This is a genomic window from Kordiimonas sp., from assembly GCF_048260245.1.
Taxonomy (GTDB): domain Bacteria; phylum Pseudomonadota; class Alphaproteobacteria; order Sphingomonadales; family Kordiimonadaceae; genus Kordiimonas.
This window is the reverse complement of record NZ_JBLXGZ010000003.1, coordinates 150,435-176,050: the sequence shown is the minus strand read 5'-3', so window position 1 is coordinate 176,050 and position 25,616 is coordinate 150,435. Positions and strand designations below refer to the sequence as shown.

The window sequence follows — 25,616 nt, the reverse complement described above, 5'->3', positions numbered from 1 at the left end:
AAACTTAGTCCTTATTTACAGCGGTTGGCCGCTTGTGGCCGAGCGTATAGCCCGCGCCGCGCAGCACCTTCCCGGGGGTCGCGCCCGTGTGCTGGCCTGCATCAAGCACGATGCTGCCGTTCACGAGCACATAATCAATACCAGTCGGTTTGGCGGTGGGGTTTTCCCACGTCGCCGTGTCGTCAATTTCCTCGAAATCAAAGACGGTGATGTCGGCCTTCAACCCTTCCCGGATCAGGCCGCGGTCCATCAGCCCCATGCGGGCTGCGGGCCAGGAGGTTAGTTTGCGAATAGCGTCCTCAAGGCTTAAGACACCCTCGTCACGAACATATTTTGCAATGATGCGCGGGAATGTGCCGTATGAACGCGGGTGCGGCAGACCAAGGGCGTCAAAATCACCCTCTTTCAGCGCGCTTGCCGCGTCACTGCCGATGCTGGCCCAAGGCGCTTTCATCGCCAGGCGCACGTCGTCTTCGCTCATCATGAAATAAAGCGCAAACGGGCGTTTCGGATAGGCCGCCAGCATGATATCCCACGCTACATCTGCGGGGTCACGGCTGAGCGCCTTGCCAATATCTTCAAAATTCCGGCCGTGAAAGCGGGCATAGTCATCAAGATGTGAATTGGCCAGCACCACGTTTTTCCAGCCGCCGGACGCGTAGACCATATTTGTCCATCCGTCTTGCGGCCCTGCCGCCAGCTCTTCCTTGAGCCTCGCGCGAACACTGCTGTCGCGCAGCCGTTCAAGCGCTTTGTCCACACCGTCGGCATAGACCCAGTTGGGTGCGGTAATCTCAAGCCCGGTGCCGCCCGCCACATAGGGGTAGAGGTCAGCCGCCACATTCACACCCCGCGCGCGCGCCGCATCAATCAGCGCCAGCGCGGCTTTCATATCCTTGCCCCAGTTGGGGTAATAGGCAGCCTTCAGGTGGAATATCTCCACCCCCGCACCGCTTTCCTCGCCAATGCGGATGGCTTCAGCCACTGCATCGAGAAATTCAGCACTTTCGCCCCTGATATGGCTGGCATAAAGACCACCCTTCGCACCAACCACACGGGCCAGTTCGATCAGATTTTTTGTTTTGTGATACGCGGATGGCGGGTAGATCAACGCGGTGGTGATGCCCATGGCACCTGCGTCCATGGCCGTGCCCACCAGTGTTTTCATCTTTTCAAGCTGCGCCGGGGTCGGGTCGATATCGCTGTCACCCAGCACAGCGACCCGCGCCTGTGTTGCGCTGTAATAAGTGCCAAAGTTGACCGAGATACCTTTTGCCTCAAGCTCGCGGAAATAGGCGTCGATCTCCTCCGCCTCAACCGGGGTACCGCCTTCGCCACCGATCAGCGTGGTAACGCCCATGTTGACCTTGTTGGGCGCAGTGCCAACTTCACGCAGGGCCTCGCCGGACTGGTCCATCATGTCAATCCAGCCCGGGCTGACATATTTGCCCGCCGCGTCAATCTCTCGCTTGCCCAAACCCTGCACACTGCCAACCTTGACGATAACTCCGTCTTTGACCGCGATATCGGCAGGCACCCAAGGGTTACCTGCACCGTCAAGCACACGGCCATGGCGGATCACCACATCATAGGCTGTATCTTCGGCCTGCGCCGCCAAAGGCGCCAGAAATGCGAGCGCCAGAAGTCCAATTGCGAGCCTGTTAATCATGATGAAACCTCAGCTTTACTGGCGCGCCAGACGCCATAGGTCAGAAGCGGGACAACAAGCACCGCGATAAATACCAGGGTCAACACACCGTAGCCGCTGGCGATCAGCTCAATAATGCCAAACCACGTACCGGCAATGATCGCGACCGCGAGAATGGCGACCGCCACAACAGGGCGCAAAAATTGCGGCATCTCGCGGCCCGCATCGGCAAAGCTGGCATCAAGCCGTTCATTGACAGCATGCAGGAGTGCCGTGCCTGTTTCGACAAAGGTGCCGAACACCACAATCTGGAAAAGAAACGCCAGCACCGGGATTTGCAGAGCATTCATCAAGGTGACCGCTGGCACGGGCGCCCCGCCTATTTCGGGGTAAAGCGCCATCATGGCGACAAAAAACAGCACCGCAGGGATCACCGCAATCGCGCCCGCCGCAAGGCCGGAACCCACGGCTTCACGGCGGCTTTTTTGCCCCCGCACAGCAAACAAAACAGCCGGCAGCACAGCAAGATTGTAGCCGGAATATAATATCCCGCCCTTGAACCAGCCATCCCCCACTGCTGTCGCACTGTAGACATCCACAATGGTGTCACCGAAATGGGTGAACGCCAGAACAAAAAGCGCAGCATACACGACATAGAGAAGAAACGACCAGCCAGCCAACACCTTCTTGATCGTCTCCGATCCGAAAAAGGTCAACAGTGCGATCAGTGCCATCAGGGACAAGGTACCAACCACCGGTGCCATGCCAAAGGTGGCAGCAACAAGCTCGCCGGCGGCGGACCCGATCACCGCAAGAATAAGGAGGAGAAGGATGACAAAAGCAATTTCAAAAACCACCCATCCCCTCCCCAGCAGTTCCCGGCAAAAATGACGATAGTCATAAGCGCCGGTCACCCGCGCGAACTCAAACCCTGCGGCAAGCACAAGGCCAAACACAAGGCCCGAAACCAGAAGCCCCAGCACACCCCCCAAGGGGCCACTGGCGAAGAAAAACTCCACCAGCTCGCGGCCTGTCGCGTAGCCCCCGCCTATGACGACGCTCTGGAACACAAAGCCAGGCAGCAGATATTTGCGGAAAAAATCCATACTCTGTCTCAAGCCCCGCTTTGCTTTACTTCACCGCGTTGCGCACGGGCTTGCCCGGCAGCACGTCGGTTTGCATTTCACCGCCGTCCACCAGGACCACGCCGTTCACAAGGACATAATCAAAGCCTACGCTGGCTTGTGCCGGTTTGGCATAGGTTGCCTTGTCGGCCACACGGTCCAGATCAAAGATCACGATATCGGCGTCAGCGCCCTTCTGGATACGGCCCTTCAGTTTCATTTGCGGTACGGCATCCTGCATGATTTTCGCCGGGCCGTAGCTGAGGCGGGTTATGGCGTCCAGCAGGCTGACCTCACCGCCTTCGCGCACATAACTGCGCAGGAAGCGGGAATATGTGCCGGCGGAGCGCGGGTGGCTCCAGGCATTCTCAGGTACCGGCCAGGTATTCTGGTCGACCATCTTGCCGTCCACCAGCCAGTTGCCGCCGTCCGACGCGATTACACCGCCGGGGAACAGCACGGACATGTCAAGAAAAGCGCGGTCCTTCGGGTCATCCAGTTCGAGGAAGTGGATCACGGTTTGCGTTTCCGGCTTTTCGGTCTGGTAATACTTGAGTTCTTCTTCTGTCAGGCGTTTGCCGCCTACGTCAAAGCTGGAGGCATCCACACCGCCCACGCGTTCGCGCCAGCGATCGCCACGGAACATGGCCGCGCCAATGCCTGTGGAACCCGCACCATAAGGATAGGCTTCTGTGGTGACCTTGAGGCCCTGATCCTGCGCTTTGCGGATCATCGGGGCGATCAGTTCGATATCACGCAGGCTCATGGAGTTGAGGTGCACAATATGCGTATGGGCGCCTGTGCCCGCTGCTGCGGTCACGACTTCGGCCAAGCCTTCGAATGAGCTTTTGGGTTCCAGCATGGAAAGATAACGCGCGTGGGTGAAGGTCGGCACACCGCGCTCCGCCGCCAATTTGTTGACGGCGAAAAATTCCTTGTGCCCGGTGCCCGGTGCATAACCGATAAGGATACCGACACCCAGGCCGCCTTCATCAAGGCCTTTTTCTACATAAGCCTCAATCTTCTCAAGCTGCTCCGGTGTGGCAACTTCTTCCTGCCAGTTGGTTTTGGCGAATGCTTCAAAGAACCACTCAACATCGTCTTCTGGTTCAATATCAAGGAAGGTGGCGATGCGTGCATGGGCCCAGTTGACAGACGCACCATAGTTGATCGGGCGACCTTCCTCGGCAGCGCGGTCATAATAGTTACTGATCGGCATCATGCCTGCTTCAAGCTCAAGGCCGGTAGTAACCCCGTCCAGCGCCTGCATTCGGGCGGATAGGATATCCTGGCCATGCGCGTGCATATCGATGAAACCCGGGCTGACGACACGGCCAGTGGCATCAATGGTACGGGCGCCGTCAAGCGCGCTTTCGCTGACCACCATGATCTTGCCATCCGTGATTCCAAGGCTGCGGACCGCATCAAGGCCGGTTTCCGGGTCAACGACCCGCCCGTTCGTGATGACAATGTCATATGTTTCAGCATGAGCTGGCAGTGCAAATGTGCCCAGCGCTATGATACTGGCAGCGATGAATCGGCCGATGTATTTCATGGTTATCCTCCCCGGAATTTCGCCCGCCTACGCGGGCCTTTTCAGTGTCACCGGGGCCGCAGCCCCTGTGTTCCCTTACCTGTAAGGTTGTCTCAGAAAAACCCGGGGTGCCACTACTGTAACTGGCACCCCGGAAGTCACACTGAGCAGTGTCTAAAAGTCTACGCGCAGGTTGGCACCGATGGTGCGCGGCCGCTCAAACACACCTGTGCTGTCGCTGGTGCCACCACCCAGAATATCGTCACCCCGGACCTGCAACGAACGCGTGTTAAAGAGGTTTGTTGCATAAAGGCCGACGGACACGTTGCCATTGGTGAACGACAGGTTTGCATCCACCAGCGTACGGGCATCCACTTCTACCGGATAGGTAGAGGTGGAAGCGCCATAGCTTGACATGAAGCTGCCTGTATAGCGCACGCCAAAGCCTGCGTTACCGCTCCAGCTATCTGTCAAATCGAACATATAGTCAGCCTGAAATGAGCCAGCCCACTTCGGCAGATCAGGGATCTGTTCCCCTTCCGAACCGCCAAAACCAGGCTCGTCAGCGTTCAGCTCACTTTTGGAATAGGTTACGTTCGCGATCAGAGACAAAGCAGAGACAGGGCGCAGGGTAAACGACCCCTCGAAACCGTGGGCACTCAAACCTTCATTTGCATTGCCGCCGGTGTTCAGACCACTAAAGGATGTGAAAGCCTGAAAGTTCGCCCAGTCGATTTTCCACAACGCCACGTCATATTTGAACATGCCGTCTTCCGTTGCGCCTTTTGCACCGACCTCATAGCTCCAGGCATTGTCCGGCTCAATCACCGGTGGCGCGAGATTATCGCCTGTGGCCGGATCAATGATCGGGAGGTTCGCCGAGGCAGGCCGGTAACCGCTCGCAACACGAGTATAAAGTGAGAGGTTATCAGTCGGACGGTAGCGTGCCGAGAAAAGATAGGTGTCCACCGTGTCTTTCACCGGCTCACTCTCAAAGTCCGCAGTGCCAAGCAGGAGACCGCTTGATATATAGGCAAGCGTGGTCTCGCTTTTGCTGAGGCGCGCACCGGCCGTAACATCGAACTTCTCATTGAAGTAATAGGTCACGTCACCAAAACCCGCGAATTCCTTGTAGTCAGATGGGAAGGCGATTGTCAGCAAATCGAACGAAGGGGTGGAGATCACGTCCTGGTTATTGACTGTGCTTTCATCAGTGTAATAAAGCCCGGCGATCCACTCAAAATTACCCATACGTTCAGATGTCAGACGTACTTCCTGAACAAATTTTTCCGAGCCTGCCAACAGGTCAAGTAGCACGCTGGTCGTTGTTCCCGGCTCACGACCGTCGTAGAAGTCAACCACAGGCCCGTAAGCTGCTGTCAGATCACTCACGCCGCCATATTTATATTCCACACGGCTGGAGGTGGAGGTCAGCGTCACGCTGTCAAACTCATAGTTAATGCTGCCTGACATGATCTCGTAATTAAGATAATTTTCACCCGGTTCCGCGACGGTGGTATAGCCGCCGAACATGGCCTCGTCGGATGTGATGCCGGCAAGCTGCACCAAACTGTCGACGCCGTAATCCGTTTCCTGTTTCATGTACTTGAGGCGAATACTGAGCGCGTCCGTCGGCGTAAACAGAAGATCAGCGGCATAGCCAATGTTCTCAGATCCATCGACATCCTCTTCTACAAGCGCACCGGTCGCCGGGTCCACCTGATCCACATAACCGCCGATATCCTGCCAGAAGCCGGAGACAGTGACGCCCAGTTTGTCCTTGATAAGTGGAACACTGACCCGGCCATTATAGACTTGGCTGATTTCACCGTCCTTGGTGGTGGCGATATCAGCACCTGCGGAAACCCGTAATTCCTCCATCGCAGGGTCGCGGGAGATATAGCGCATCATGCCGCCGACGCTTGTGGCGCCATAAAGCGTACCTTGCGGACCCTTGATCACCTCAACGCGCTCGATATCCATCAGCATGGCATCGAACATAACGGTGCTACCACCCGAGAAGGTGGTGTTTGAGGAAATGGGCGTATCGTCCAGATAGACGCCAAATACCGGCATCGACGACGATTGCGGCACACCTCGGGCAGAGATATTACCAAAACCCTTGGTACCGATATCGGTGTATTTCACACCCGTAGTGTAATTGAGAATTTCACCAACCTGCTTGAGGCCCTTGGCCGCAAAGTCACCTGGATCAATGGCCGAGACAGCCGCAGGAACGTCCTGCAGGCTTTGTTCGCGCCGGCCAGCAGTCACGATAATTTCCTCAAGCACCATTTCGGTGTCTTGGTCAGCGCTGTCTTGAGCAAGTGCACCCCCAGCGCCCATGCCCAGCATGCCGGCTGCGATACCTATGGTAGAAACTGCATTCAATAACGAATTTTTCCGGAAAATGCTTTGTTGCATTCTTTCCTCCCTGAATTTCCCACGTTGCGCTCCCCGCGCCGACAATTCTTCTTTTGAGATTTTGATGTCGTTCAATTCTATAACCGCCTTAATTGTCTTTTCAAGCTTAAATTAGCAGCCTTAATTACATTTTTGCCTGCTTTAATATTAATTAATCAGTTTTGTCGCGTTGAAAAATACAATTAACCGGTATAAGAATAAGCCTAGAAGCCGCATGCAGCGGCCATTTCGCTATATACAGCGGAATTGAGGGGACAGGCTGACAAGGGCAGAAAATGGCAAGAGAAGAATTGCAGAACAATGACGCACGCAAAGCGTCTGAGTTGATTATGGACGCGATCGTGACACAAAAACTGGCGCCGAGTCAGAAGGTGTCGGAGAATATTTTCAGCGATATGTTCGGTATCAGCCGCACCATTTCGAGAAACCTGATTGAGCGGCTGATTGCCAAGCAGTTTCTGGTCTCGGTCTCCCCACGTGTTACCGTAGTGGCGCCGTTGACCCTTCTGGATATCAAGCAGAACTTCACCCTTCGCAAAGTGCTTTTGCCGGCCATCTTTTCGCTGACCGCTGCCAACGTGGATTTCGAGAAGTTGAAACACATCAACAAGGAAATCGAAGGCCTGCAACCTGTCACAGACGATGACGGCGCGCTGATGCTTCTGAAGAAGAACAAGGAGCTCAACCTGACCTTCTGCGAAAACGCCGGCTTTCCCCTGATGATTGACTGGGCACGCCAGCTTGAGGACACCGCCATGCGCATTTATTGGCTTTACCTTAAAACGCAGAAGCGCTTTCCCTATTCAAGCGACCAGCAAGGCATGACCATAGACGTCATGAAGTCGGACGAGCCGACGCGCATCAAAACTGTCATGCATGATATCCTGACCCAGACCGAAGAACGTATTCTCAATACCATCTTCTCGAACGATCAGTTTTACACGCAGGATCTGACAGTATGATACATGCCTCGTGGTCTGTTATGTGACACATATAAAAGGGCTGTTCTGCCCATGCGTCGCAGCAACCGCGAAGGCCCGGAAACAGAAAATCGGCGACACGCCTTCCGGCATGATCGGCACACTGGCCAGTCCTTGCCAGCGTTCATCCCCGAAAAGGACTGCGTGAAGCGCCGCGCTTTGACGCTGCTTTGCGGCATTTTTGGCTGACTTAGTCTGATCAGACAATGGGAGTGACCAACAAAAGGCGCCATAAAAACTCATGAGGTGATGCTACTTTAAAGGGGTGCTGTGTGACAAAAAGCCGAAAGCCCAGAAGCAGCCGCGCGGTGCGAATGCTTTCTTTCCTGACTGTTATGGCGCTTTTTGTCATGCAAGGAACACCTGCTGCCTCGGCAAAATGCAAAGAAATTGTCGCCACCGGCCACCCGGATTATGTCCCCTTTACCTGGCGGACGGAAGACGGCCTTGAGGGGGCGTCCGTCGACCTGATCAAGCTGATCGCGAACAAACTGAAGGTTCCGTTACGTGTTGTGCATTCGGGTAGCTGGAAACGCGCGCAGGCTGCCGTCGCGTCTGGCGAAGCCGACATGCTGATCAGCCTATACAAAACCGCCGGACGTGAAGGCCGCCTTGTCTATACCAGCGCTTTTTCAAGCGAGCCAGTGGTGGTCGTGAGCCTTGCCGATACGAACCTCAACTATCGCGATCGCAGCGACCTCAAACCCTTTCAGGGAGGTGTCGTCATCGGAGATTCGTTTGGTGACGACCTGGATACTTATGCCAGAAGCGCGCTCAAACTGCACACTGTCCCGACGGTGGAGCATCTCCTGAACCTTCTCGACCACCGGCGCATCCAGTATGGCATCCATGGTCTATATCCCGTGCTGGTGACAGCGCACAAGCTGGGCATGTCCCCGCGCATGCGTACGCTGGTCCCGCCCCTGACACAGGAGGCCATGTATATGGCCATGTCCAAAAAATCAGCGTGCCGGACCCACACTGCAGCGATTTCAGCCGAGATTGAAATCATGCGCGCGGCCGGTATCGTGGACCAGCTGCTGAATGACAATTGGGAAAAGTGGGGAAAGTCTGAAAATATCGGCCTCGCGCCGCCCGCCTTGCCGGACTTGCCCGATAAATACTAACCACCAATCCCCTTTAAAAACTGAACGCCAGTTCAACACCCAAGGTCCGGCCCTCATGTCGCACCTGAACGATGGTGCCAAAAAAGTCGCGCAGGCTCGAACTGACAGACCTGTCATCAAACAGGTTCTCGCCGTAAAGCGCAACGCGCCAGCCGCCAGCCGCCGCCACACCCAGCTTGGCCGAAAGCATGTCGCGCGCGCCGGTATAGCCAAAAGGCACAGCACCCCCCGCGATAAGCGGCTGCGCCTTGATATTGTCCGGCGTGGTATAATAGCCGCCAGCATGACTGAAGCTGATATGCGTGAACGCTGACAAGGTGCCCGTGATACCGCGTTCATAATCAAGCGTAAAACCGGCCTCAAATCTCGGCGCATCCATGCGGTTGCCCGACACGTCACTACCGCCCACACCGCCATCACGGAAGTCACGGTAGCGTGCGTCAAGAACCGCACCCCATGCGCGCATATCAAGCCCGGTAGCTGGCTGGGCACGCACGTCAAGCTCAAGCCCTTTGGTGCGAACGCTGGCAGCATTGGCAATCACAATCGCAGTGCGGCCCTGCCCCAGATCGCGGAACTGGTTAACCTGAAAGTCGCTGTAGTCGACCCAGAAAGCCGTGGCCGAGAACCAGAGCCCCCCCTCAAATGCCGCCCCCTTGATACCCGCCTCGTAACTGCGGGCGCTTTCCTTGCCGAACTCAAGCCCGTCCGGCAACACCCCGACGCTGACATAATCAAGGTTATAGCCGCCGCTTTTAAAGCCTTCGGCGTAGCGCACAAAAGCACTGGCCTCATCGCTGACCGCATAGCTCAGGCTTACGGTTGGCGAGATGTCCTCATCCACACGGCTGTCTGCAACTCTGCCTGTCGCCAGGCCAAAGGCAGGCCCGGCGCTCGTGTCCAGGCGCCAGTCCACTTGTTTTTCATCGCGTGACCAGCGTACACCCGCACTGAGGCTGATCCTGTCTGAAACCGTATAATCCGCGTTCGCGAACAGGCCCCAAGCGGTGCTATCAAGCTGGCCAATGTTGGAAAGGTCCGCGCCCATTGCCATGCCCAGAAGGGGGCCTGCCGCACCGGCAATTGCATGCCGGTCTGTTTGCGCGCTGATATCCAGATAGCTCACGCCCAGCACATAGGTCAAAGGTGCGTCGGGGGCAGAGACAAAGCGCACCTCCTGCGACAGATGCTCATAATCCTCGCCGTAATCCACATGCAGGAAGTCAACCGGCGAATAGTCCACATCATTGATCATCGCGGCTTCGGTTGTGCGCAGCCCGGTCAGCGACCGCAGGCTGGCGCCTGTTGCAAGGGTCCAGGCCATCTCAAGCCCCGCACCCTGCGCCTGAAGCGACTGCGTGGGCGGCGTATTAAACGCCACGTCACCGTAGGTGGCCGCATAAGTATCAGGGGCCGCACCAAAGGTATCAGACAGCGGATCACCGATAAAAGCGCGCTCATCCAACTCGTTATGGTCAAGACTGAGGAAAGCTTCAAACCCTTCGTTTGGTGTAAACCGCACTTGCGCGCGCATGGCCATGCGGTCTGTCTCGCCAAGCTCGTTACCTGTGGTGATATTCTCGGCCTGGCCGTCACGCTGTTGCAGCCCGGCAGACAAACTGATCGCCCACGCATCTGACACCGGCAACGACACAAGGCCCTGCAGCGTCATTGCGCCATGGCCGCCATAGCGCGCGCTGCCTTTCACAACCATGTCGTCAAACGGGCGTTGGCTTTTGAGGTTGATGGCACCTGCAATGGCGTTGCGGCCAAAAAACGTACCCTGCGGCCCGCGCAACACTTCAACCTGTTCAAGATCCAGCAGGTTCTGGTTGAAGGCATAGGAAGGGCCAAGGTAGATGCCGTCCAGATACAGGCTCACCCGTTCATCAAAACCGATGTTACGGCTATAGGAGCCAACACCGCGCAGGGTGACGGTGCTGTTATACAGAAAATCCGAAAAAATGGTCAGGTTCGGCACCACATCGGCAAGGTCTTCCACCGCGCTCATGGTACTGCGCGTAATCCAATCCTTCCCCACCACGCTCACGGCTACGGGTGTATCTGTCAGGCTGGCATCGCGCTTTTGCGCACTGACGGATATTTCCTCCATGCCGGTACCGTCGGGCTGCAAGGCCGTTGCCGCAGGTGTGCTGTAGCAGGTGTAAGCCGCCATGAAGCAGGCGAGGCGGGATGCGTATACCCGCCGTGTGTTTATAGCTGTCATATTACCCCAGTCGCGCGCCGTATTGGTGATCAAGGCTTGCATTGTTTTGTTGCTGTCATGGGTCAGTGCCCCGCTGCCCATACTCCTTGTTAACCATATTTACGCGCGGATGCGAGCCACTTTTCACCAAATTTCTATGCCGCTGTTACCGCTGGATGCGGGTCGATACCCTCCAGTACCCGTGCGCCGCCCGCTGTATCAATGGGGCCGACATACAGACCAAGTCGTCGCGCCAATGGTACAGCGCCCGCGCGCTGATGGGCCTCCAGCCCCTCCTCGCCAAGGCCAACCTGCACACGCTGTTTCACCAGCCGCTCCACCAGCTTGTTACCAAAATAGTCCATGCCGATGGACAGTAGCTTGCCAACCGGGCCAAGCTGCGCCACCGCCCACTCGGTGACATCCAGCTCTTCAAACCCAAAAGCGCTCAGCGGCGAAGTGATCAGCTTCTCGGTCCATGTCTCGGCCACATAGGGGGCCATAATGCCCGCGATGGCGGCCTTATATTCCTCTGACGCCTGACGCGCGTGCACAAGTGAGCCACCCCCGTGGATATAACGCGTGATTTCTTCAAGGTAATGTTCGCGCCCACGGCGGCAGTTACCATTGGTGCTGAAACGCGTCACAAAAGCAAAATCACCCTTGTATTTCAGCCCCCTGGGAACAGTGACCAATATCTGGTTGAGGTCCCTCAGGCGCTCTTCCGGCACCGCGACATGCGTGCCCGCATCTTCCTCGTTTATGAGATCAGGAAAGGCGGTTACCAGCGCTGATGCAACGCCCATCTCTGACGTATCCAGCCCCTTGGACGGCGCGCCAGAGACCACCGAGTGATAGGCCCCCATGCTATAGGCAAGATGGTACAGCTCGTTGGCAATATTCATCATGCGGCACACCAGTTCATAGCCACTGAACCGCGCACGGCGCGCATCAAATGACCGAGTGTTGGTGATCTCATCGGTGGTGACGTCGCGGCCTGCCGCATGTTGCCAGCACTGTTTCTCGAAAATGGTGCGGGCGGCGTCGAAACTCTTGTGGTCAATCTCATGCTCATAACGCGCATAGATCGCATCAAATTCGCGGAAGTCCGCCGCGCTCATGATGCGCAGACGGTCCTGTTGCTGGAACGCCCGCACGCGAGTCAGCAGGACATGGAATATCTGGCCCATGTTTTTGTCGCGTGGCCAGGTGATGGTGAAACCGTCAAGCTGGTCTGACAGATACTCCAGATCATCGCGCATAAAGCGCCATAAGCCCCGGTCCTCAACCAGCTTGCGGTGGGTCTCTATCTTGGCGGCGTTATTCTCGATCCCCTCCGCGAGGTTACCCGTGGATGCCCGGCTGAAAATACGCGCCACCCCGGTCATCAACATGTTGCCGACAAGCGTAGTGTCGATGTCCGTCAACTCGCCCAGCAATATCGGGTTGGCGACCAGATAGCCGTCATTGATCAACACTTTTTTGTTGTAGATGGCGGCGGTGATCAGCTGTTGCTGGAGCGAGGTTTCATCAACCTTGGCTGGCCAGGGGTAGCGGTCAACCACATCATCAAGCACCCCAAAATAGGTGAGCCGCTGGCTGAAATTGGCAAGCATGGTTTCCCCCGGTCGGTTATGCGACGGGCCTGATCATATCTGCTTTGTGTCTTATCGCTAAAATAAAATTTTGCTCATAGGGGCAAATGGGTGCTGTGCAGCTACGCAAAGCTGCACAGATGTTTCACATATGGTTATTTATACCGGTCAAACCAAGCGAGGATGTTTTCCACCTTGGCCACAAGACGGGACGGCTTGCCCGCGATGCCGTGCGGGCTGTCCGGCACGCGTACCATGATGGTGTCAACCTTGCGCAGTTTCAGCGCCTGATAGAACTGTTCCGTCTCGGAAATGGGTGTGCGGCGGTCGGCCTCCCCGGTGATCAGCATGGTGGGCGTGGTTACATTACCCACCAGGCTGAGCGGTGAGCGTTTCCAGTAATGCTCCACATTATCCCACGGCATGCCGGGGAACTGAAACGGGATCTGGCCCAGATAACTGTCTGCTGTCAGTACCTTGGATATCCAGTTGATCACTGGTTTTGCCACCGCTGCCGCACGGAACCGGTCCGTCAGGCCAATGGCATAGGCGCTGGCAATGCCGCCTGCGCTGCCGCCAGTGATGTAAAGCTGGTCACCGTCCGCGATGCCCTGCTCAATCAGCGCATCAAGCCCCGACATATGGTCTGCGAAGTCATATTCGCTTGAATATTTATTCTGCAGCAACAACGCAAAACGTTCACCATAGGACGTGCTGCCCCGGTGATTGTCATAAAACACCACATACCCTTCGGCTGCAAAACGCTGCATCTCGGCCGAAAAATGCGGGCCATAGCTCAGGTGCGGGCCACCGTGAATCTCAAGAATGGTGGGGTATTTTTTACCGGCTTCATAGCCCGGCGGTGTCAAATACCAGCCCTGAATTTCCTCACCGTCGATGGACGAACTGTAAATAATTTCGTGTAGTTCCGCGAGATCCTTGTGGCCCAGCGCATCCTCATTGAGCATGGTCAACTGGCGCGGCATGGCCTTGCCGCCACGGGCGACATAAAGGTCTGCCGGGCGGCTTGGGTTACCTTTGGTGAAGGCAACTGTGCCACCCGCCGCGTCATAGCTGCCGCTGGAATAGGGCCGACCCAGCGACGTACCGCCAAGCCCCATGGCCACGGTGCGGTGGCTACCGGACAGGCTGACATAACCCACCTGATCCACACCGCGTACGGTCATCTGATAATAAAGGCCTTTGCCTTTTTCGTCCCAGATGGGTGAGCCAAGCGAATTGTCGATATCTGCCGAAAGATTCTGGTCGTCTGAGCCATCCAGCTTTATCACATGCAGGTAATCATTGCGGTAAGCCAGCTTCTGATCATCCATCTTGAGATAGGCAATCAGTTTGCCGTCAGGCGAGACAGAGGGGCTGAACTCAGCGCCCGGCGCGCTGGTGATCTGGCGTATGCTGCCATCAAGACTGAAAGCATAAAGGTCAGATTCGCGTCCTTCATATTCCCAGTTGTCACTGCGGTTGGCGGAAACGATAATCTCCTTACCGTCACTGGTGAACGCTAGCGAACCCCGGTGGTTATAGTTCCCGCTTGAGATTTGCCGCGCGGTACCGCCAAGGGACGGCACCACAAACACATGGGTGTAGGCTGGCTCCAGAATACCGCGGCCGTCCGCCTGATAGCGTGCCTTGGTGATATATTTCACCGGCGGTGACCATTTGGCGCCTTTCGGTTTTGGCGGCATTTTCACCTTCAGCGGCGTGTCTTTTTCCGGCACGCTCATGGTGAAGGCAATCATGCTGCCGTCCGGCGACCACGTAACACCGGACGGGCTGGCTTGCAGGTTGCTCACCAGCGCGGTTTGTCCCGTGTCCATCCAGCGCACAAAAAGCTGTGTCTTGCCCTCAATGTTGGACAGGTAGGCCAGCCGTTTGCCGTCAGGGGACCATGTTGGCGCATAAAAGGCATGGGTGCCCGAAAGCAGCGGCCGGTGGTCGCTGCCGTCCGCCGCCGCGATCCAGATATTGGACCGTGTGCCGTCGGTCATGATGTCGTTGGAGCGGCGCACATAGGCGACCCACTTGCCATCCGGTGACACCGCCGGGCTGGCGGCATATTCAAGCTCAAAAACGTCGGCTGCCTGAAAATATCTGGCTGTTTCCGCCATGGGCTGTGCAGTGGGTGCGGCATCACCCTCCTGTGCGCCAGTGGGCACTGTAAGCAGCAGTGCCATAAGGCCAACGCCCAACCCTGTATTTCTGTATTTTATCATTAAGCTGCCTCCCTCGCAGTCAAACAAACGCTCGTGCGTGACCAACCCCCGTTGGCCCCACAGCTTTGAGCATGTCGGATAAATCCGCGCGCCACTGTGCGATGGAAAAGGGCATGATGCCAAGGCCAAAAACACTATTGTGATAGGGATCACAACCATAGCGTTACACTCACACCATGGGATGGTTGGCGGTGGGCATTTTTGCGCCTATAATGCGCCCCCATAACAAGCGAGGCCATCATGACATTCCAGGATCATTTCTCGCGCGACAGCGCCGCCTACCGTGCAAACCGCCCCCGTTACGATATCGACCTTGTCGATATTCTGGCTGGCCCCATCAAGGGCCGCGACCTTGCCGTCGATATCGGCTGCGGCAACGGACAGTTCTCCCGCTTGCTGGCTGAGCGTTTCGCCAAAGTGATCGCCGCCGATGGCAGCGCGAGCCAGATCGCACAAGCAGAAGAAAATGCAAATATAGACTACCGCGTCGCCACGGCTGAAACGCTGGAACTGGCAGACGCAAGCGCCGACCTGATCACCGTCGTGCAGGCCGCACACTGGTTCGACCGGGACGTGTTCTACAAAGTAGCCGACAAGGCGCTGAAACCCGGCGGCGCGCTGGCGCTGGTGGGATACGGCCTGACCCGCATCAGCCCCGGGATCGACGCCGCCATCGACGATTTTTACGACCGCGGCATCGGCGAATACTGGCCACCGGAGCGCAAGCATATGGATAATGCCTACGCCGACTTTGACTTCCCCTATAAGGAGATAACGCCGGGCCAATACACCATGACGTTGGAGTGGAGCTTTGAGCAGCTTCGCGGCTACCTTGGCACATGGTCAGCCGTGGGGCGCGCGCAGAAGGTGCTGGGCTTCAACCCGCTGGATGCCTTCGCAGCCAAGCTTCAGGAAGTCTGGGGTGATGCGCCCACACGCACCGTGCGCTGGCCCATATTCATGCGCTATGGCCTTAAGCCCTGATCTGGCTCACCACCCGCCACCGCCGCCACCGCCGCCGCCACCACCCGAGAAGCCGCCACCGCCGGAAAACCCGGACGAGCCACTGCTTGAGGGCGGGGTAGACGCTGCCGCGATAGAGGTGTTGATCGTGCTTGAAATCGCGCCGCCGATGGCACCGTAGGCATAGCCCGCACCAAAGAAGCCATGGTGTCTGCGACCATGATACCAGACAGGGCTATATTCCTCCTGCCCGCGCTTGGCGGCGGCGGCCTTCAGCACATCGTCAAACTGCTCGCCCCATTTGTTTTCCACACCCAGTGCTATTGCAAAGGGCAGCATTTCTTCAAAATGTTCGGGCGTACGCTCCGGCGGGTTATGGAAATTCAGCCGGTCTTTCTCCGCTACGCTCAAATACAGCTTGAGGCCCTCAATCTCGTCATGCACCGATTGGCCAAACGGCGTGCGCGCGGGCATTATCACAGCAAAGACTATGGCGATCAGCACACACAAAATAACCGGCAACACCATGAAGGGGGCAAAATAGACGCCGCCCTTTATCAAAACAGCGGCAAAAATCAGCAACAGGCCTAGGGCGAAGCCCGCTGCGGTTACAAGGCCGGCACGTTCCGCCCGCTCACCCTTGCCAAGGCTTGAAATACCCCACCACGCAACAAGTGCTGTGGCAGCAAGGCCCGCCAAACCCAAGGCGACAGCACCGCTGCCTGTCACCATGGAGACGATACCCGCAAAAGCGACGGCAAAAGTGGAAACCGCGACGCCCATATTGCGCTGGAAATAATGCACCTCGCCGCGCTCGACCTTAAAGAAGAAGCGCTTCAGCCCCAGCGCGAAAGATTTGTTATAGACACCACCGACAGTAAAAGCGTCATCGGCACCGAACAGATTGTCAGCGATCGCCTGCTCCCCCGGCGCAAGCACTGCGTCCTTACCGGTCCGGCGAAAGGTGACCGTGTCGTCTTCATGTTCTTCAATCGTCAAGTAGCCCTTCGACGCCATTGAGATAGTGGCCGCCGTGAACACGGTTTCATCTGTGCCCATTTTCTGCACAAACCGGCACAGGGCGGGCGACATGGTTTTACCGTCGGCGCCGCGTGGCGGGCCGTATTGCGCCACCACGGGACGGCCCTCAGGGTCCCTGCCCACAGCCTGCCACGCCCTGTAGCCATACAGCAGCGTCACAAGCACCGCCAGCGCACCAATCGCCATCCAACCGTTGTCGCTGATCAGCCGTTCGGCTTTCTCAGCCGCTGTTGGCCGTGTGACAATACCCGCCTGCCATTCCAGGAGAACGCTCATGCCTGCCTGCGCACCAAGGGACTTGTTGAGGTTTACTTCAACCTCACCCGCCGCGCGGCGGATAATATCGGCATTTTGCGCCTTGGACCCATAGGCGCCGGTATACGCTTCCGCCCGGCCGATCACCGCCCCTTCGGGCAAGGTTATGCTGGCGTTTGCGGCCTCAATCGGGAAGGCCCAGCCGTTGCCTGTGACGTTGAAATAAAGCTCATCCGTCGCATCCAGGAAGCTGATCTGATGCGTGGTCTCATAGGTGATGGCATAGGTATGCAAACCACGGCTTACAGTGCGGTCCGGGTCACCGATGCGCACGCGCTTCCCGTTTCGGTAATCGGTTACGGTGTAAGGCACAGTGCGGTCGTCCAGCATCACATCACGCACCTTGAAACCAAAGCTGACTGTATTGCCGCGCGGATCTTTATACGTGGTGGGAAAGTCGCGGAAAATGCCACGTTTGATCGCCCGACCTTCCGCGTTCACAGTGATCTCTTCCCTGACCTCAAGCACGCCATCCGCGCGCACATGGATGCGGCTGTCGAAAGTCTCGATCGTCTCCTCGGCGGTGGCAGGCAACTGGCCCAACAGCACCACCGCGACAAGCATCAAAAGCTTTTTCAAATGTGTCATCATGCCCATGCTCCTCAAAAGTCGCTTCTTCAAAAATCGCCGGTCAAAAATGGTCATTGAACTGCCAGCCGCGCTTGCGGCCGCCCGGTCCGCGCCGGAAGGCGCTGTGGATACTGGTGCCCTCGGGCGCGTGGCCTGATACGCTTTCAAGCGCATGAACAAAACGGTCAAGCGTGGCGTTTGCTAGGCCGTATGCCACGATATAGGCGTGATCCTGCGTCAGCACGCCCAACTCGCCTGACAGGCCAAACTTCGGGTCGAGCCTTGCCGCCATGGCGACATGGAGATACTCCCGGTGCCGTTCAAGCTGTGGCTGGGTATCTGAGGGCCTGTGGGTGCGCCGGTGGCGCCACAGGTCAACAAGCGCGAGCGCGGCAACAAGCCATGCCATCAAGCTCCAGAGCGGGATGCTGGTCTCCGCCAGTCCGGAACCGAGGACGGGCGTGCGCGCGTGTGAAAGCAGGTAGGCAACGATGCCAAACCCGGTCGCGCCAACAGCAACGGCCACACGAAACGGGCCATTCAGGTACAGCCGGCTTTCATGCTTCATGCCACGATAGTGTGCCTTCATGGCCGCCTTGAGCCGCAGGTACCCCTGCCGGGTGACAGGCACATCACGCCCCGCGACAAAAAGCGAACGCATCAACGCCGCTTCGCCTTTTGACAGGCCAGCCTGCGTGTCGGCACTATCCGCTTTGCGCAAGGTAAAAACATCTGCCTCATGCCGCAGGCTAACCAAGCCCTTCGCCGCTAGGCCAAGAAGCGCCGCGCCAAAACTGCGGGCGTTATAGTCCCCGGCACAGAGCACATGCGCCAGCGCCGGGGTCATGCCTTTTGGCGGGGAAAAGCGGTTACCGGCACTTTGCCGGTTATCGCCCTTCATCGGCGCGCCCTAAAACTGCACCTTGGGGGCGGTTTTGACGGCGGCTTCTTCCGCCTCATCAAGCTCAAAGAATTCCGCGCGGGTGAAGCCAAACATATTGGCCACCACATTGGAGGGGAATTCCTGCACGGCGGTGTTCAATTCGCGCACGTTACCGTTATAAAAGCGGCGGGATTTCTGGATATGATCCTCAAGCGCCGAAAGCTCGCGCGAAAGGTTGTTGAAATTACTGTCGGCCTTGAGGTCAGGGTAGGCTTCGCTGACCGCCATCAGGCGGCCAAGGGCCTGGCTGAACATATTCTCGCTGACCGCTTGTTCCTCGGGGCTGCCAGTCGAAGCGACCGCAGCCGCGCGCGCCTCAATCACGCGGGAAAGGGTCTCTTTCTCGTGGGATGCATAGCCCTTCACGGTTTCCACCAGGTTGGGCACAAGGTCATATCGGCGCTTCATCTGCACGCTGATGTCAGACCATGCTTCGTTCTTGCGCACGCGCAGGCCAACAAGTTTGTTGTAGACGCCAATCGCATACAGCACGACCAGCACAACAAGGCCAAGAATGATATATATCGCTGTCATAAAAACCCCCATCTTTATCAGCCTTTTGGCTGCGATATTTTGGGCTGCTTGCCTAGCGTTCGGAGATCGCCAGTTTTACCGCCAATGCTAGAAATATGGTGCCTGCAACCCGGTTCATCAAGACTTGAGCCTTGGGCGAGCCCATGATTCGGTTGCCAATTTGCCCCGCCAACAGAGCAATGGCAGAGAAGACAATAACGGTCACAATGAAGAAAATGAGCGCCAGAGCGAGCATCTGCCCGGTGACATTACCCGCGCCTGCATCCAGAAATTGCGGCAGGAATGCCAGGAAAAATATGGATACTTTCGGATTCGTAACGTTCATAATGATGCCGCGACGGTAATATTGCCAAAGGCCGCGCACATGGGCGTCCGTCGCCTCAATGGCATCTGGCCGCGCACGAAAGGCACCAACAGCCAGATAAACGAGGTAAGCTGCGCCAATGACCTTCAAGATCGTGAACGCCGTCTCAGATACGGCGATCAATGCTGCCAGCCCCAGCACCACGGCGGCCGTGTGCACAATAAGCCCGGTTGCCAGCCCCAAGGTCACCGCCACACCGGCCTTTGGTCCGCGAAGCGCGCTTTGCGTCAGCACGAAAATATTGTCCGGGCCCGGCGCGAAGGCCAGCACGGTAGCCGCAACACTAAAAGCAATGATGGTATCAACCGACAGCAATGGCTTCCCCCTGTATATTTCTGAAGGGGAGAATACATTGATCAGGGGAAGCGTCCAGCCCTGATCTCAGTCGTCCTGGTCTCGATCGTCCTGATCTCAACAGCAATATCTACCAACCATCAGCCCCATAATGGCGCAGACATTAAAGTCCCTGCAGGTAAAATGCCCCTGAAAACAAGAGACTGACTACAAGCGCCCACAAAATAGCAGGCGCCCTGAGCCTGAGCGCATTTGTTCTTGCATTTTTGTCCATAACTCGCCCCCCAGCGTTTATGCATAGGTTGCGACCATACAACAAATACGATATTTCACAAGTATGGGTATGTGACAGACACTACCGCCAAGGAGCAGTGCCTCATCTTAGGGTGAGGAATTCAAGCATAGATATAATGATCAAATTTCTTCATCATGACCGCCCAAGACTACCGGGTCAGAGAGGGCCCATCTCAGGAAACTGATCAGGGCAAGGAAAATGCACAGGCCGAATGTGCCGCCTGCAACTGCCAGATATATGCCACAGGCGCCAAACAGCATAATAACGACAAGCTTTAGAAAAGCGTCGCAGCTCCAGTCCAGCCAGTTGAACATACGGTCAATCATAAGCGTCCCATCCCGGCGCGGGATGATACTGGTTTTTTTGCAAAAAAAAAGCCCCACGGCAAAAACCGCGGGGCAGAGGGGCGCACCGTATAGGGGAAGAGACGGTGCTTAGGGTAGGGCAAAAACAAACCCGCCGACGATTCGGGGCGTAACGGACCTGCCCCGGCACCGAAGGCGACATTTCCTAGCGGGCCAGCGCCCCCTGCGCCTGCCGCCAGCCGGCGACCACAACGGTGTCGCCGGTCAGGTCAAAAATATCCGCGTCAAGGTCAAGAAGCGTGCTGGCCGCAGTGCCAACCTGCGGGAATTCCACCGTGTACACACGCTTGCGCAGCTTGTTCACACCGATGATCGCGCCGGTGGCGCCCTTCTTGAGGCCAAACTGGCTTTCATCTCGGGGCAACATAACATCGTGAAATTTTTGCATTTTCCTCGCTCCTTATGCGGCTTTATAAAAACGCCGCCTGGGTGAATAGGACAGCACGTCCCGCTCGCCATGCTTGAAGAGCATGAAGAGGTCGGCTTCCCCGTCGAAGCCATAAAAATCAGGGTCTATGTGCAGCTTGAAGCCGCCGGTAAATGTCAGTTGAAAACAATCATCCGCCGCTGCGTATTCGACATGCGTGAGGGTCTCCCCGGCAAGCTTGTCCAGAATATGGCCCGCGCGGGCGTTATCGCTTTCACGCCGCCACAGAAGGCGGGCGCCGTCGAGATAAAGGTCCCAGTCACAGCTGTAGACCCACAGGTGCCATTCCCATTGTGGCTCCCCCGTGACGGGGTCATTCGCGCGGGGTTGCCCGAGATCGAGCGTGATAAAGCCGCCAAAGCCCCGCCGCGCGCGGGCAACCTTCAGCGGCAACGCCTCTCGAAATGCGCTGAACCTCTCTTCGCCGGTCTCTCCCGGCCTCAAATGAACCAATTCTGACATCGTCTCGTCCTTTGTGTTTGCTCATGCCCGTTGGCCGGGCGGGGCGCACCTAGTGTGGCGCAGAAACTTTTCGCTTTTGTGGCCCCCTCTTCCCCCGGGGTGGTGGCTTTTTCGCCTTTCCACCCCGGGGCCGTCCGGGGGTCAAATCGTCCTCGCATTACTTTCACTCACGTCGCACTCGGGTCTTCTCTCTGCCTGTCTCTACCTGTCTGTCTCTACCTGTCTGGCCGGCTTGATTTCCGGATATCAGACCAAACAAAAACCCCTCCGGAGCGCTTGCTTCGGAGGGGTTCTCTCAACCTTTAATCTCTGTTGGCCTTGTCTGGGCTCTAGAGTTTCCCTCCCTCTGGAATAGCAAGCATCTGACGGACGCAAATAAACTTCGCGCCTTTCACTGCTGCTGTAATGTTCCAAAGGGTATACATCGGTCTATCAATCCTGTGTTCGCCCACCTTGGGCGGTGTTATGCTTTTTCAATTACGGAAGGGGCGCGCAACTGTCAACAAGAAATACGCCTTCTGTGGTAATTTTATTTCAACATCGGGACATAAAAAACTAACACCTGCCCCACACTCGGCTACGGCAGTCGATGGCCTGTAGCAAACCAAAGCTGTATCAGTCGGGCTGCCAGTACCGCACCGACACCGTTTTTCCGGCTTGGACAAACGCGGTATACAGGCGGTTGATCAGCGCACAGTGGCACTTGTACGCCAGCATCGGCGGAATGGGCGCCATGTCCGGCCCGGCCTTCTTGAAGTGCAGCGGATTGCGAAAGCGTATCAGGATCACGTCCTCCCTGTCTGCGGCTTTACTGACCGCACGGGCAAGGCGCGCGGCAATTTCCCGGTCTATATCGCACACAAGGCCCGCCACGCCGTCAGGCACCGGATCATCCCCGGCAAGCCACAGCTTGAGCTTGGCTTCCGGCACCAGCGTCAGCATGGCGACATCCTTGATCTCAAGGCCAACATTCTGCGTGAGCGTGTAAAATTCTGCTGCATGCATGGGCATAGCCCTTCATCTCCCCTGCGGCGGCACATCGGCTGCGCGTAATTTTCGCCGTTTTGTCAGCCTGCCATCAATCAGCAACAGGCCAAAGCCAATTAACAAAAGGCCGATACCGTGCGTTGGTTCAAACACCTCACCAAGGAAGCTTATCCCAAGCGCCGACGCCACGACAGGGATCATCAGCGTTACAAGCGACGCATGGGTTGCCCCCGCTTCGGCAATAAGGCGGAAGTATAACAAATAGGCAAAGGCAGTAGAGATGGTGGCCAGCGACACAAGCGCCACCACCACCTGCCATGAAGGCAGCGGCAATAAATAAGGTTGATCAATGACCAGTGCTGCGGGGGTGACGATAACCGCCGCCGCCAGAGCCTGACCGAACGCCATTTGCACCGGCGCAAGGCCCAACCGCACAAACCGCCGCCCGATCACCACCGCAATGGCATATGAAAAGGCCGCCCCAAGCACAGCAAGCTGGCCAGCAACACCGCTCAGCAGGCCCTGAAGCGCGTAGGGCCCAACAATAAACACCACGCCGGAAAAACCGACCAGAACCCCAACCAACCGTCCCGGCGTCAACGGCTCATCTTGCGTAAAAAAATGCGCCATAAAGACAGTGAAAAGCGGCATGGTTGCGTTAAGGATGGACGCAAGGCTGGAGGTAATATGGGTCTGCCCCCATACGATAAGCCCAGAGGGGATGATATTATTGAAAACCCCCATCAACATAATGGCGAAAACGACGGTGCGCCAATCTGCCCGGCCACTGAAGGGCAGCCGCACACGCGTCACAAGCATGTATGTATAAAGCACGAGCGCCGCAAGACCAACGCGCACAGACACGATTGTCAGCGGCGGCAGCTCGGTCACCGCGATTTCAATGGAGAAAAACGACGCCCCCCAGACAACAGCGAGAACGGCAAGCATTAACCACTGCCTGATCCCCATATGGGCGGGCGACGAGGGATGAGCATTCATGCGGAATTCCATGTTCAGGCATTTCAGGGACGTGATACGGGAACCATATCCTGTTCACCTGATACGCGCATCCGGTTTCTTGCTGTCGAATTCACAGTGTGGAAGTTACTGTTGCAGTGCGGCTCTTCACGGAGTATCCGGCGCAGCGTCAGCCTGTGACAGGGGGTCCAGTTCCCGGCACGCTGCCTGTATCTGTCCGTCGCTCAGGTGGTCAAGCTGCGGCAACAAAGGTTGGCTTGTATCAAGGGCCATCACGTCCGCAGCATGCGCCTTCATCCAGGCCAGCAGTCCGCGCAAAACCTGTGCCCGCGCCTGCCCCATCGCTGTTTCGCCCCCCACGCCGGGAACGAGGACATTTTCCGCGAGCGCAAACCGGGGCCGCGGTGAGGTAATAACCTGTGCGAGCAGCGCATGGTAGAGGTGTTCTGCTTCCGGGCGCTGCGCCCATGCATCACCGAGCCGCGCCTGATCAATGGCAATCCTTGTCTGGTAACCTTCCACATTGCCCAGTCCAATGGCATGGTCGGCCTCGCCGACAAAGCCACCTTCCAGCCGGTCACCGGAAAGCCCGGCCCGCTTGAGCATGTGCATAAGGCCACGGCACCCCTGCCATTCGAGACGCTGGCGCAGCACCGGCAAATAAGTAACGGGCGCCGCCGCAACCAGAGGTATGTCAGCGGCGGATTTATCCCTAAGCTCGCGGGCGCGGGCTGCTTCATCGACCGGACCTCCGCACCGTTGCCACAGCGCCGCCCCCGTATAGGCCGCCGCGCCCGTGCCGCCGGTTTTCACCACTTTGCCGCCGTCGGACCAGCTTTGCGAAACATCGGCCGCAGCCCCCAACACAAACGCCTCATAGCCTTTTGCAATCATGAAGCCGAGGTGTTCGGTCTCCACTGCGGCGGTTACACCATATGCGTTGATTTCTTTATTATCGCGCCCGACCAAGTGGCCGAGCAGCAAGTCCTGATTATTTTTTGTCCAGTGCAGCCGGGTGCCGAATGTGCGGCCAAGGTAAGTTGTAAAACGCGCCCGGTCATAGGCGGCGCCCGTGTCATAACCGGGTACGCTGGCAATAAAGGTGGCGGCAAGCGCGTCAAAACGGTTTGCGATCGGCGGCGCGTCAAGCCCCAACGCCCGCGCCCGGTAGGCAGAGGACAATGCCTCCCGCAGGCCCGCCAGAAAATCAGCATATGCAACGATGCGCGCCACATCAGGCTCGGCCAGGAACGCCTTGCGTCCCCGGCTCGGGTGGTCACGGGCGATATAAGCCCCCGCCCCAGCCAGCCGCAACCGCGCAAGTGCCAATACCATACGCCGCCTGCGGTCTGTATCAATTGTTGACCCCAGCCATCCGGCAATCTCGACCTCAAGTGCCTGATAGGCCTCTGCCACCTCATCGTCGCCGGTCTCGATACCGGGAATAAGTGTCCTGATCGCATAGAGGATGATATCCCCGTCCCCCAGCCGAACAGAGAAATCAAGCAGCATGGTCGCCGTTTCCTGCGAGGCGGGGTTTGCCTCCAGATGCTGGCGCAGCATCTGGGCGTTGATCGCCAGCGCACGGCGCGCCAGCTTTGCCGTAGGGGCGTCATAGGCTTTGATCATGGTTTCAGCATAGAGCAGCGTATTGCGGTGTTTCGCCGTTTCATCTTCAGCATATTCAGCGGCGGCAAGCGCGAGTGGTACGGCCTTGCGCGGGGTACCGGCCAGCATCAGCACACGGGCACCCAGCGCGGCAACATCGGCCTTGCCCGCACCGTAGGTTTTTGCCTTGTCCGCCCAGCCTTGCGCCGCAGCCACGTCACCGTCGACCCTGAGCGCGAGGTCAGCCAGAAAGACAGCCGCGGCCGCGCGCTCCGACAGGCGGGCATTGTCGTCAGCCACAATTGCCAGCATCATTTCCCGCGCGCTCGCCACATCAAGCTGCATGAACTCGGCGCGGGCCACATCCACCCTGCCCGACGCCTTCACTCGGGGGCTGGCGGCAAAAAACACCAGAACGAAAAAAATCGCCAGTGCTGAAAACGCGCTGATATTTTTCACCTGACCTCCGGACCCTGTGTCAAACTTTTTTCCTTTCTATCAAAAAACTGCTCTTTTCCAAATGCTTGATGCAGGGTGCGTCTGGTACTATTCACACATCGTTTGCATGTCGGCTTGCCGCAGTAAAGAAACAGTTCAT

At 57.2% G+C, this 25,616-nt stretch carries 20 protein-coding genes; 3 read left to right on the top strand and 17 right to left on the bottom strand.

All coding sequences use genetic code 11. The annotated features are described in order from the left end of the window. Positions 1-4: 4 nt before the first annotated feature. From ACN0VM_RS03265 to ACN0VM_RS03250, 4 genes are all read right to left on the bottom strand, one after another. The gene (locus tag ACN0VM_RS03265) at positions 5-1,669 is read right to left on the bottom strand and encodes an N-acyl-D-amino-acid deacylase family protein (RefSeq protein WP_417449410.1); all 1,665 of its coding nucleotides are present in this window, start codon (positions 1,667-1,669) and stop codon (positions 5-7) included. Continuing rightward, positions 1,666-2,754 carry a hypothetical protein gene (locus tag ACN0VM_RS03260; protein ID WP_417449409.1) on the bottom strand — a complete coding sequence of 363 codons (1,089 nt, stop codon included), beginning with the start codon at positions 2,752-2,754 and terminating at the stop codon, positions 1,666-1,668. Before ACN0VM_RS03260 ends, ACN0VM_RS03265 begins: the two co-directional genes overlap by 4 nt. Before the next feature lie 25 nt (positions 2,755-2,779). Then, entirely contained in the window at positions 2,780-4,327 is a 1,548-nt protein-coding gene (locus tag ACN0VM_RS03255) for an amidohydrolase family protein (RefSeq protein WP_417449408.1), read from the bottom strand. Between the two features lie 153 nt (positions 4,328-4,480). Then, the gene (locus tag ACN0VM_RS03250; protein ID WP_417449407.1) at positions 4,481-6,730 is read right to left on the bottom strand and encodes a TonB-dependent receptor; all 2,250 of its coding nucleotides are present in this window, start codon (positions 6,728-6,730) and stop codon (positions 4,481-4,483) included. Positions 6,731-7,005: 275 nt separating this feature from the next. On the opposite strand from ACN0VM_RS03250, the gene ACN0VM_RS03245 reads away from it, so the two are divergent. Further along, complete coding sequence (locus tag ACN0VM_RS03245) at positions 7,006-7,692, top strand: GntR family transcriptional regulator (protein ID WP_417449406.1); 687 nt, start codon at positions 7,006-7,008, stop codon at positions 7,690-7,692. A gap of 290 nt (positions 7,693-7,982) precedes the next feature. After that, positions 7,983-8,837 (top strand): substrate-binding periplasmic protein, encoded by an 855-nt coding sequence (locus tag ACN0VM_RS03240; RefSeq protein WP_417449405.1) that lies wholly within the window; start codon positions 7,983-7,985, stop codon positions 8,835-8,837. A gap of 13 nt (positions 8,838-8,850) precedes the next feature. Here ACN0VM_RS03240 and ACN0VM_RS03235 read toward each other — a convergent pair whose 3' ends face one another. The 3 genes from ACN0VM_RS03235 to ACN0VM_RS03225 all read right to left on the bottom strand — a co-directional run bounded on the left by ACN0VM_RS03235 (position 8,851) and on the right by ACN0VM_RS03225 (position 14,872). After that, positions 8,851-11,145, bottom strand: a complete 2,295-nt coding sequence (locus ACN0VM_RS03235; protein WP_417449404.1) for a TonB-dependent receptor — start codon at positions 11,143-11,145, stop codon at positions 8,851-8,853. 53 nt (positions 11,146-11,198) lie between these two features. After that, positions 11,199-12,659: a hypothetical protein gene (locus tag ACN0VM_RS03230; RefSeq protein ID WP_417449403.1), complete on the bottom strand. Its 1,461-nt coding sequence runs from the start codon at positions 12,657-12,659 to the stop codon at positions 11,199-11,201. A 134-nt stretch (positions 12,660-12,793) separates the two neighbouring features. Beyond that, complete coding sequence (locus ACN0VM_RS03225; RefSeq protein WP_417449402.1) at positions 12,794-14,872, bottom strand: prolyl oligopeptidase family serine peptidase; 2,079 nt, start codon at positions 14,870-14,872, stop codon at positions 12,794-12,796. A gap of 240 nt (positions 14,873-15,112) precedes the next feature. Between ACN0VM_RS03225 and ACN0VM_RS03220 the strand changes: the two genes are divergently transcribed. Continuing rightward, positions 15,113-15,856 carry a class I SAM-dependent methyltransferase gene (locus tag ACN0VM_RS03220; protein WP_417449401.1) on the top strand — a complete coding sequence of 248 codons (744 nt, stop codon included), beginning with the start codon at positions 15,113-15,115 and terminating at the stop codon, positions 15,854-15,856. 6 nt (positions 15,857-15,862) lie between these two features. Here the strand turns inward: ACN0VM_RS03220 and ACN0VM_RS03215 are convergent, their stop codons facing one another. The 10 genes from ACN0VM_RS03215 to ACN0VM_RS03170 all read right to left on the bottom strand — a co-directional run bounded on the left by ACN0VM_RS03215 (position 15,863) and on the right by ACN0VM_RS03170 (position 25,477). Beyond that, positions 15,863-17,782 (bottom strand): DUF2207 domain-containing protein, encoded by a 1,920-nt coding sequence (locus ACN0VM_RS03215; RefSeq protein ID WP_417449400.1) that lies wholly within the window; start codon positions 17,780-17,782, stop codon positions 15,863-15,865. 40 nt (positions 17,783-17,822) lie between these two features. Next, entirely contained in the window at positions 17,823-18,662 is an 840-nt protein-coding gene (locus ACN0VM_RS03210) for a DUF2207 family protein (protein ID WP_417449399.1), read from the bottom strand. A 9-nt stretch (positions 18,663-18,671) separates the two neighbouring features. Then, positions 18,672-19,238, bottom strand: coding sequence for a LemA family protein (locus ACN0VM_RS03205; RefSeq protein WP_417449398.1), 567 nt, complete (start codon positions 19,236-19,238; stop codon positions 18,672-18,674). 52 nt (positions 19,239-19,290) lie between these two features. Further along, positions 19,291-19,917, bottom strand: coding sequence for a LysE family translocator (locus ACN0VM_RS03200; protein ID WP_417449397.1), 627 nt, complete (start codon positions 19,915-19,917; stop codon positions 19,291-19,293). Positions 19,918-20,310: 393 nt separating this feature from the next. Further along, positions 20,311-20,517 carry a hypothetical protein gene (locus tag ACN0VM_RS03195; RefSeq protein ID WP_417449396.1) on the bottom strand — a complete coding sequence of 69 codons (207 nt, stop codon included), beginning with the start codon at positions 20,515-20,517 and terminating at the stop codon, positions 20,311-20,313. Between the two features lie 184 nt (positions 20,518-20,701). Then, positions 20,702-20,944 carry a hypothetical protein gene (locus ACN0VM_RS03190; protein ID WP_417449395.1) on the bottom strand — a complete coding sequence of 81 codons (243 nt, stop codon included), beginning with the start codon at positions 20,942-20,944 and terminating at the stop codon, positions 20,702-20,704. Positions 20,945-20,956: 12 nt separating this feature from the next. Further along, positions 20,957-21,445: a hypothetical protein gene (locus ACN0VM_RS03185; protein WP_417449394.1), complete on the bottom strand. Its 489-nt coding sequence runs from the start codon at positions 21,443-21,445 to the stop codon at positions 20,957-20,959. Positions 21,446-22,060: 615 nt separating this feature from the next. Continuing rightward, positions 22,061-22,456: a hypothetical protein gene (locus ACN0VM_RS03180; RefSeq protein ID WP_417449393.1), complete on the bottom strand. Its 396-nt coding sequence runs from the start codon at positions 22,454-22,456 to the stop codon at positions 22,061-22,063. Between the two features lie 6 nt (positions 22,457-22,462). Next, positions 22,463-23,431 carry a DMT family transporter gene (locus ACN0VM_RS03175; protein WP_417449392.1) on the bottom strand — a complete coding sequence of 323 codons (969 nt, stop codon included), beginning with the start codon at positions 23,429-23,431 and terminating at the stop codon, positions 22,463-22,465. 126 nt (positions 23,432-23,557) lie between these two features. Next, positions 23,558-25,477 (bottom strand): hypothetical protein, encoded by a 1,920-nt coding sequence (locus ACN0VM_RS03170; protein ID WP_417449391.1) that lies wholly within the window; start codon positions 25,475-25,477, stop codon positions 23,558-23,560. Positions 25,478-25,616: the final 139 nt, after the last annotated feature.

Excerpts from the sequence above, each read along its gene's own strand:
- ACN0VM_RS03235 (WP_417449404.1), bottom strand. The coding sequence starts at position 11,145 with ATGGGCAGCGGGGCACTGACCCATGACAGCAACAAAACAATGCAAGCC.
- ACN0VM_RS03230 (WP_417449403.1), bottom strand. The coding sequence starts at position 12,659 with ATGCTTGCCAATTTCAGCCAGCGGCTCACCTATTTTGGGGTGCTTGAT.
- ACN0VM_RS03180 (WP_417449393.1), bottom strand. The coding sequence starts at position 22,456 with ATGCCCATGCATGCAGCAGAATTTTACACGCTCACGCAGAATGTTGGC.
- ACN0VM_RS03265 (WP_417449410.1), bottom strand. The coding sequence starts at position 1,669 with ATGATTAACAGGCTCGCAATTGGACTTCTGGCGCTCGCATTTCTGGCG.
- ACN0VM_RS03260 (WP_417449409.1), bottom strand. The coding sequence starts at position 2,754 with ATGGATTTTTTCCGCAAATATCTGCTGCCTGGCTTTGTGTTCCAGAGC.
- ACN0VM_RS03245 (WP_417449406.1), top strand. The coding sequence starts at position 7,006 with ATGGCAAGAGAAGAATTGCAGAACAATGACGCACGCAAAGCGTCTGAG.
- ACN0VM_RS03225 (WP_417449402.1), bottom strand. The coding sequence starts at position 14,872 with ATGATAAAATACAGAAATACAGGGTTGGGCGTTGGCCTTATGGCACTG.
- ACN0VM_RS03215 (WP_417449400.1), bottom strand. The coding sequence starts at position 17,782 with ATGATGACACATTTGAAAAAGCTTTTGATGCTTGTCGCGGTGGTGCTG.
- ACN0VM_RS03190 (WP_417449395.1), bottom strand. The coding sequence starts at position 20,944 with ATGCAAAAATTTCACGATGTTATGTTGCCCCGAGATGAAAGCCAGTTT.
- ACN0VM_RS03250 (WP_417449407.1), bottom strand. The coding sequence starts at position 6,730 with ATGCAACAAAGCATTTTCCGGAAAAATTCGTTATTGAATGCAGTTTCT.
- ACN0VM_RS03220 (WP_417449401.1), top strand. The coding sequence starts at position 15,113 with ATGACATTCCAGGATCATTTCTCGCGCGACAGCGCCGCCTACCGTGCA.
- ACN0VM_RS03185 (WP_417449394.1), bottom strand. The coding sequence starts at position 21,445 with ATGTCAGAATTGGTTCATTTGAGGCCGGGAGAGACCGGCGAAGAGAGG.
- ACN0VM_RS03210 (WP_417449399.1), bottom strand. The coding sequence starts at position 18,662 with ATGAAGGGCGATAACCGGCAAAGTGCCGGTAACCGCTTTTCCCCGCCA.
- ACN0VM_RS03255 (WP_417449408.1), bottom strand. The coding sequence starts at position 4,327 with ATGAAATACATCGGCCGATTCATCGCTGCCAGTATCATAGCGCTGGGC.
- ACN0VM_RS03175 (WP_417449392.1), bottom strand. The coding sequence starts at position 23,431 with ATGAATGCTCATCCCTCGTCGCCCGCCCATATGGGGATCAGGCAGTGG.
- ACN0VM_RS03195 (WP_417449396.1), bottom strand. The coding sequence starts at position 20,517 with ATGATTGACCGTATGTTCAACTGGCTGGACTGGAGCTGCGACGCTTTT.
- ACN0VM_RS03205 (WP_417449398.1), bottom strand. The coding sequence starts at position 19,238 with ATGACAGCGATATATATCATTCTTGGCCTTGTTGTGCTGGTCGTGCTG.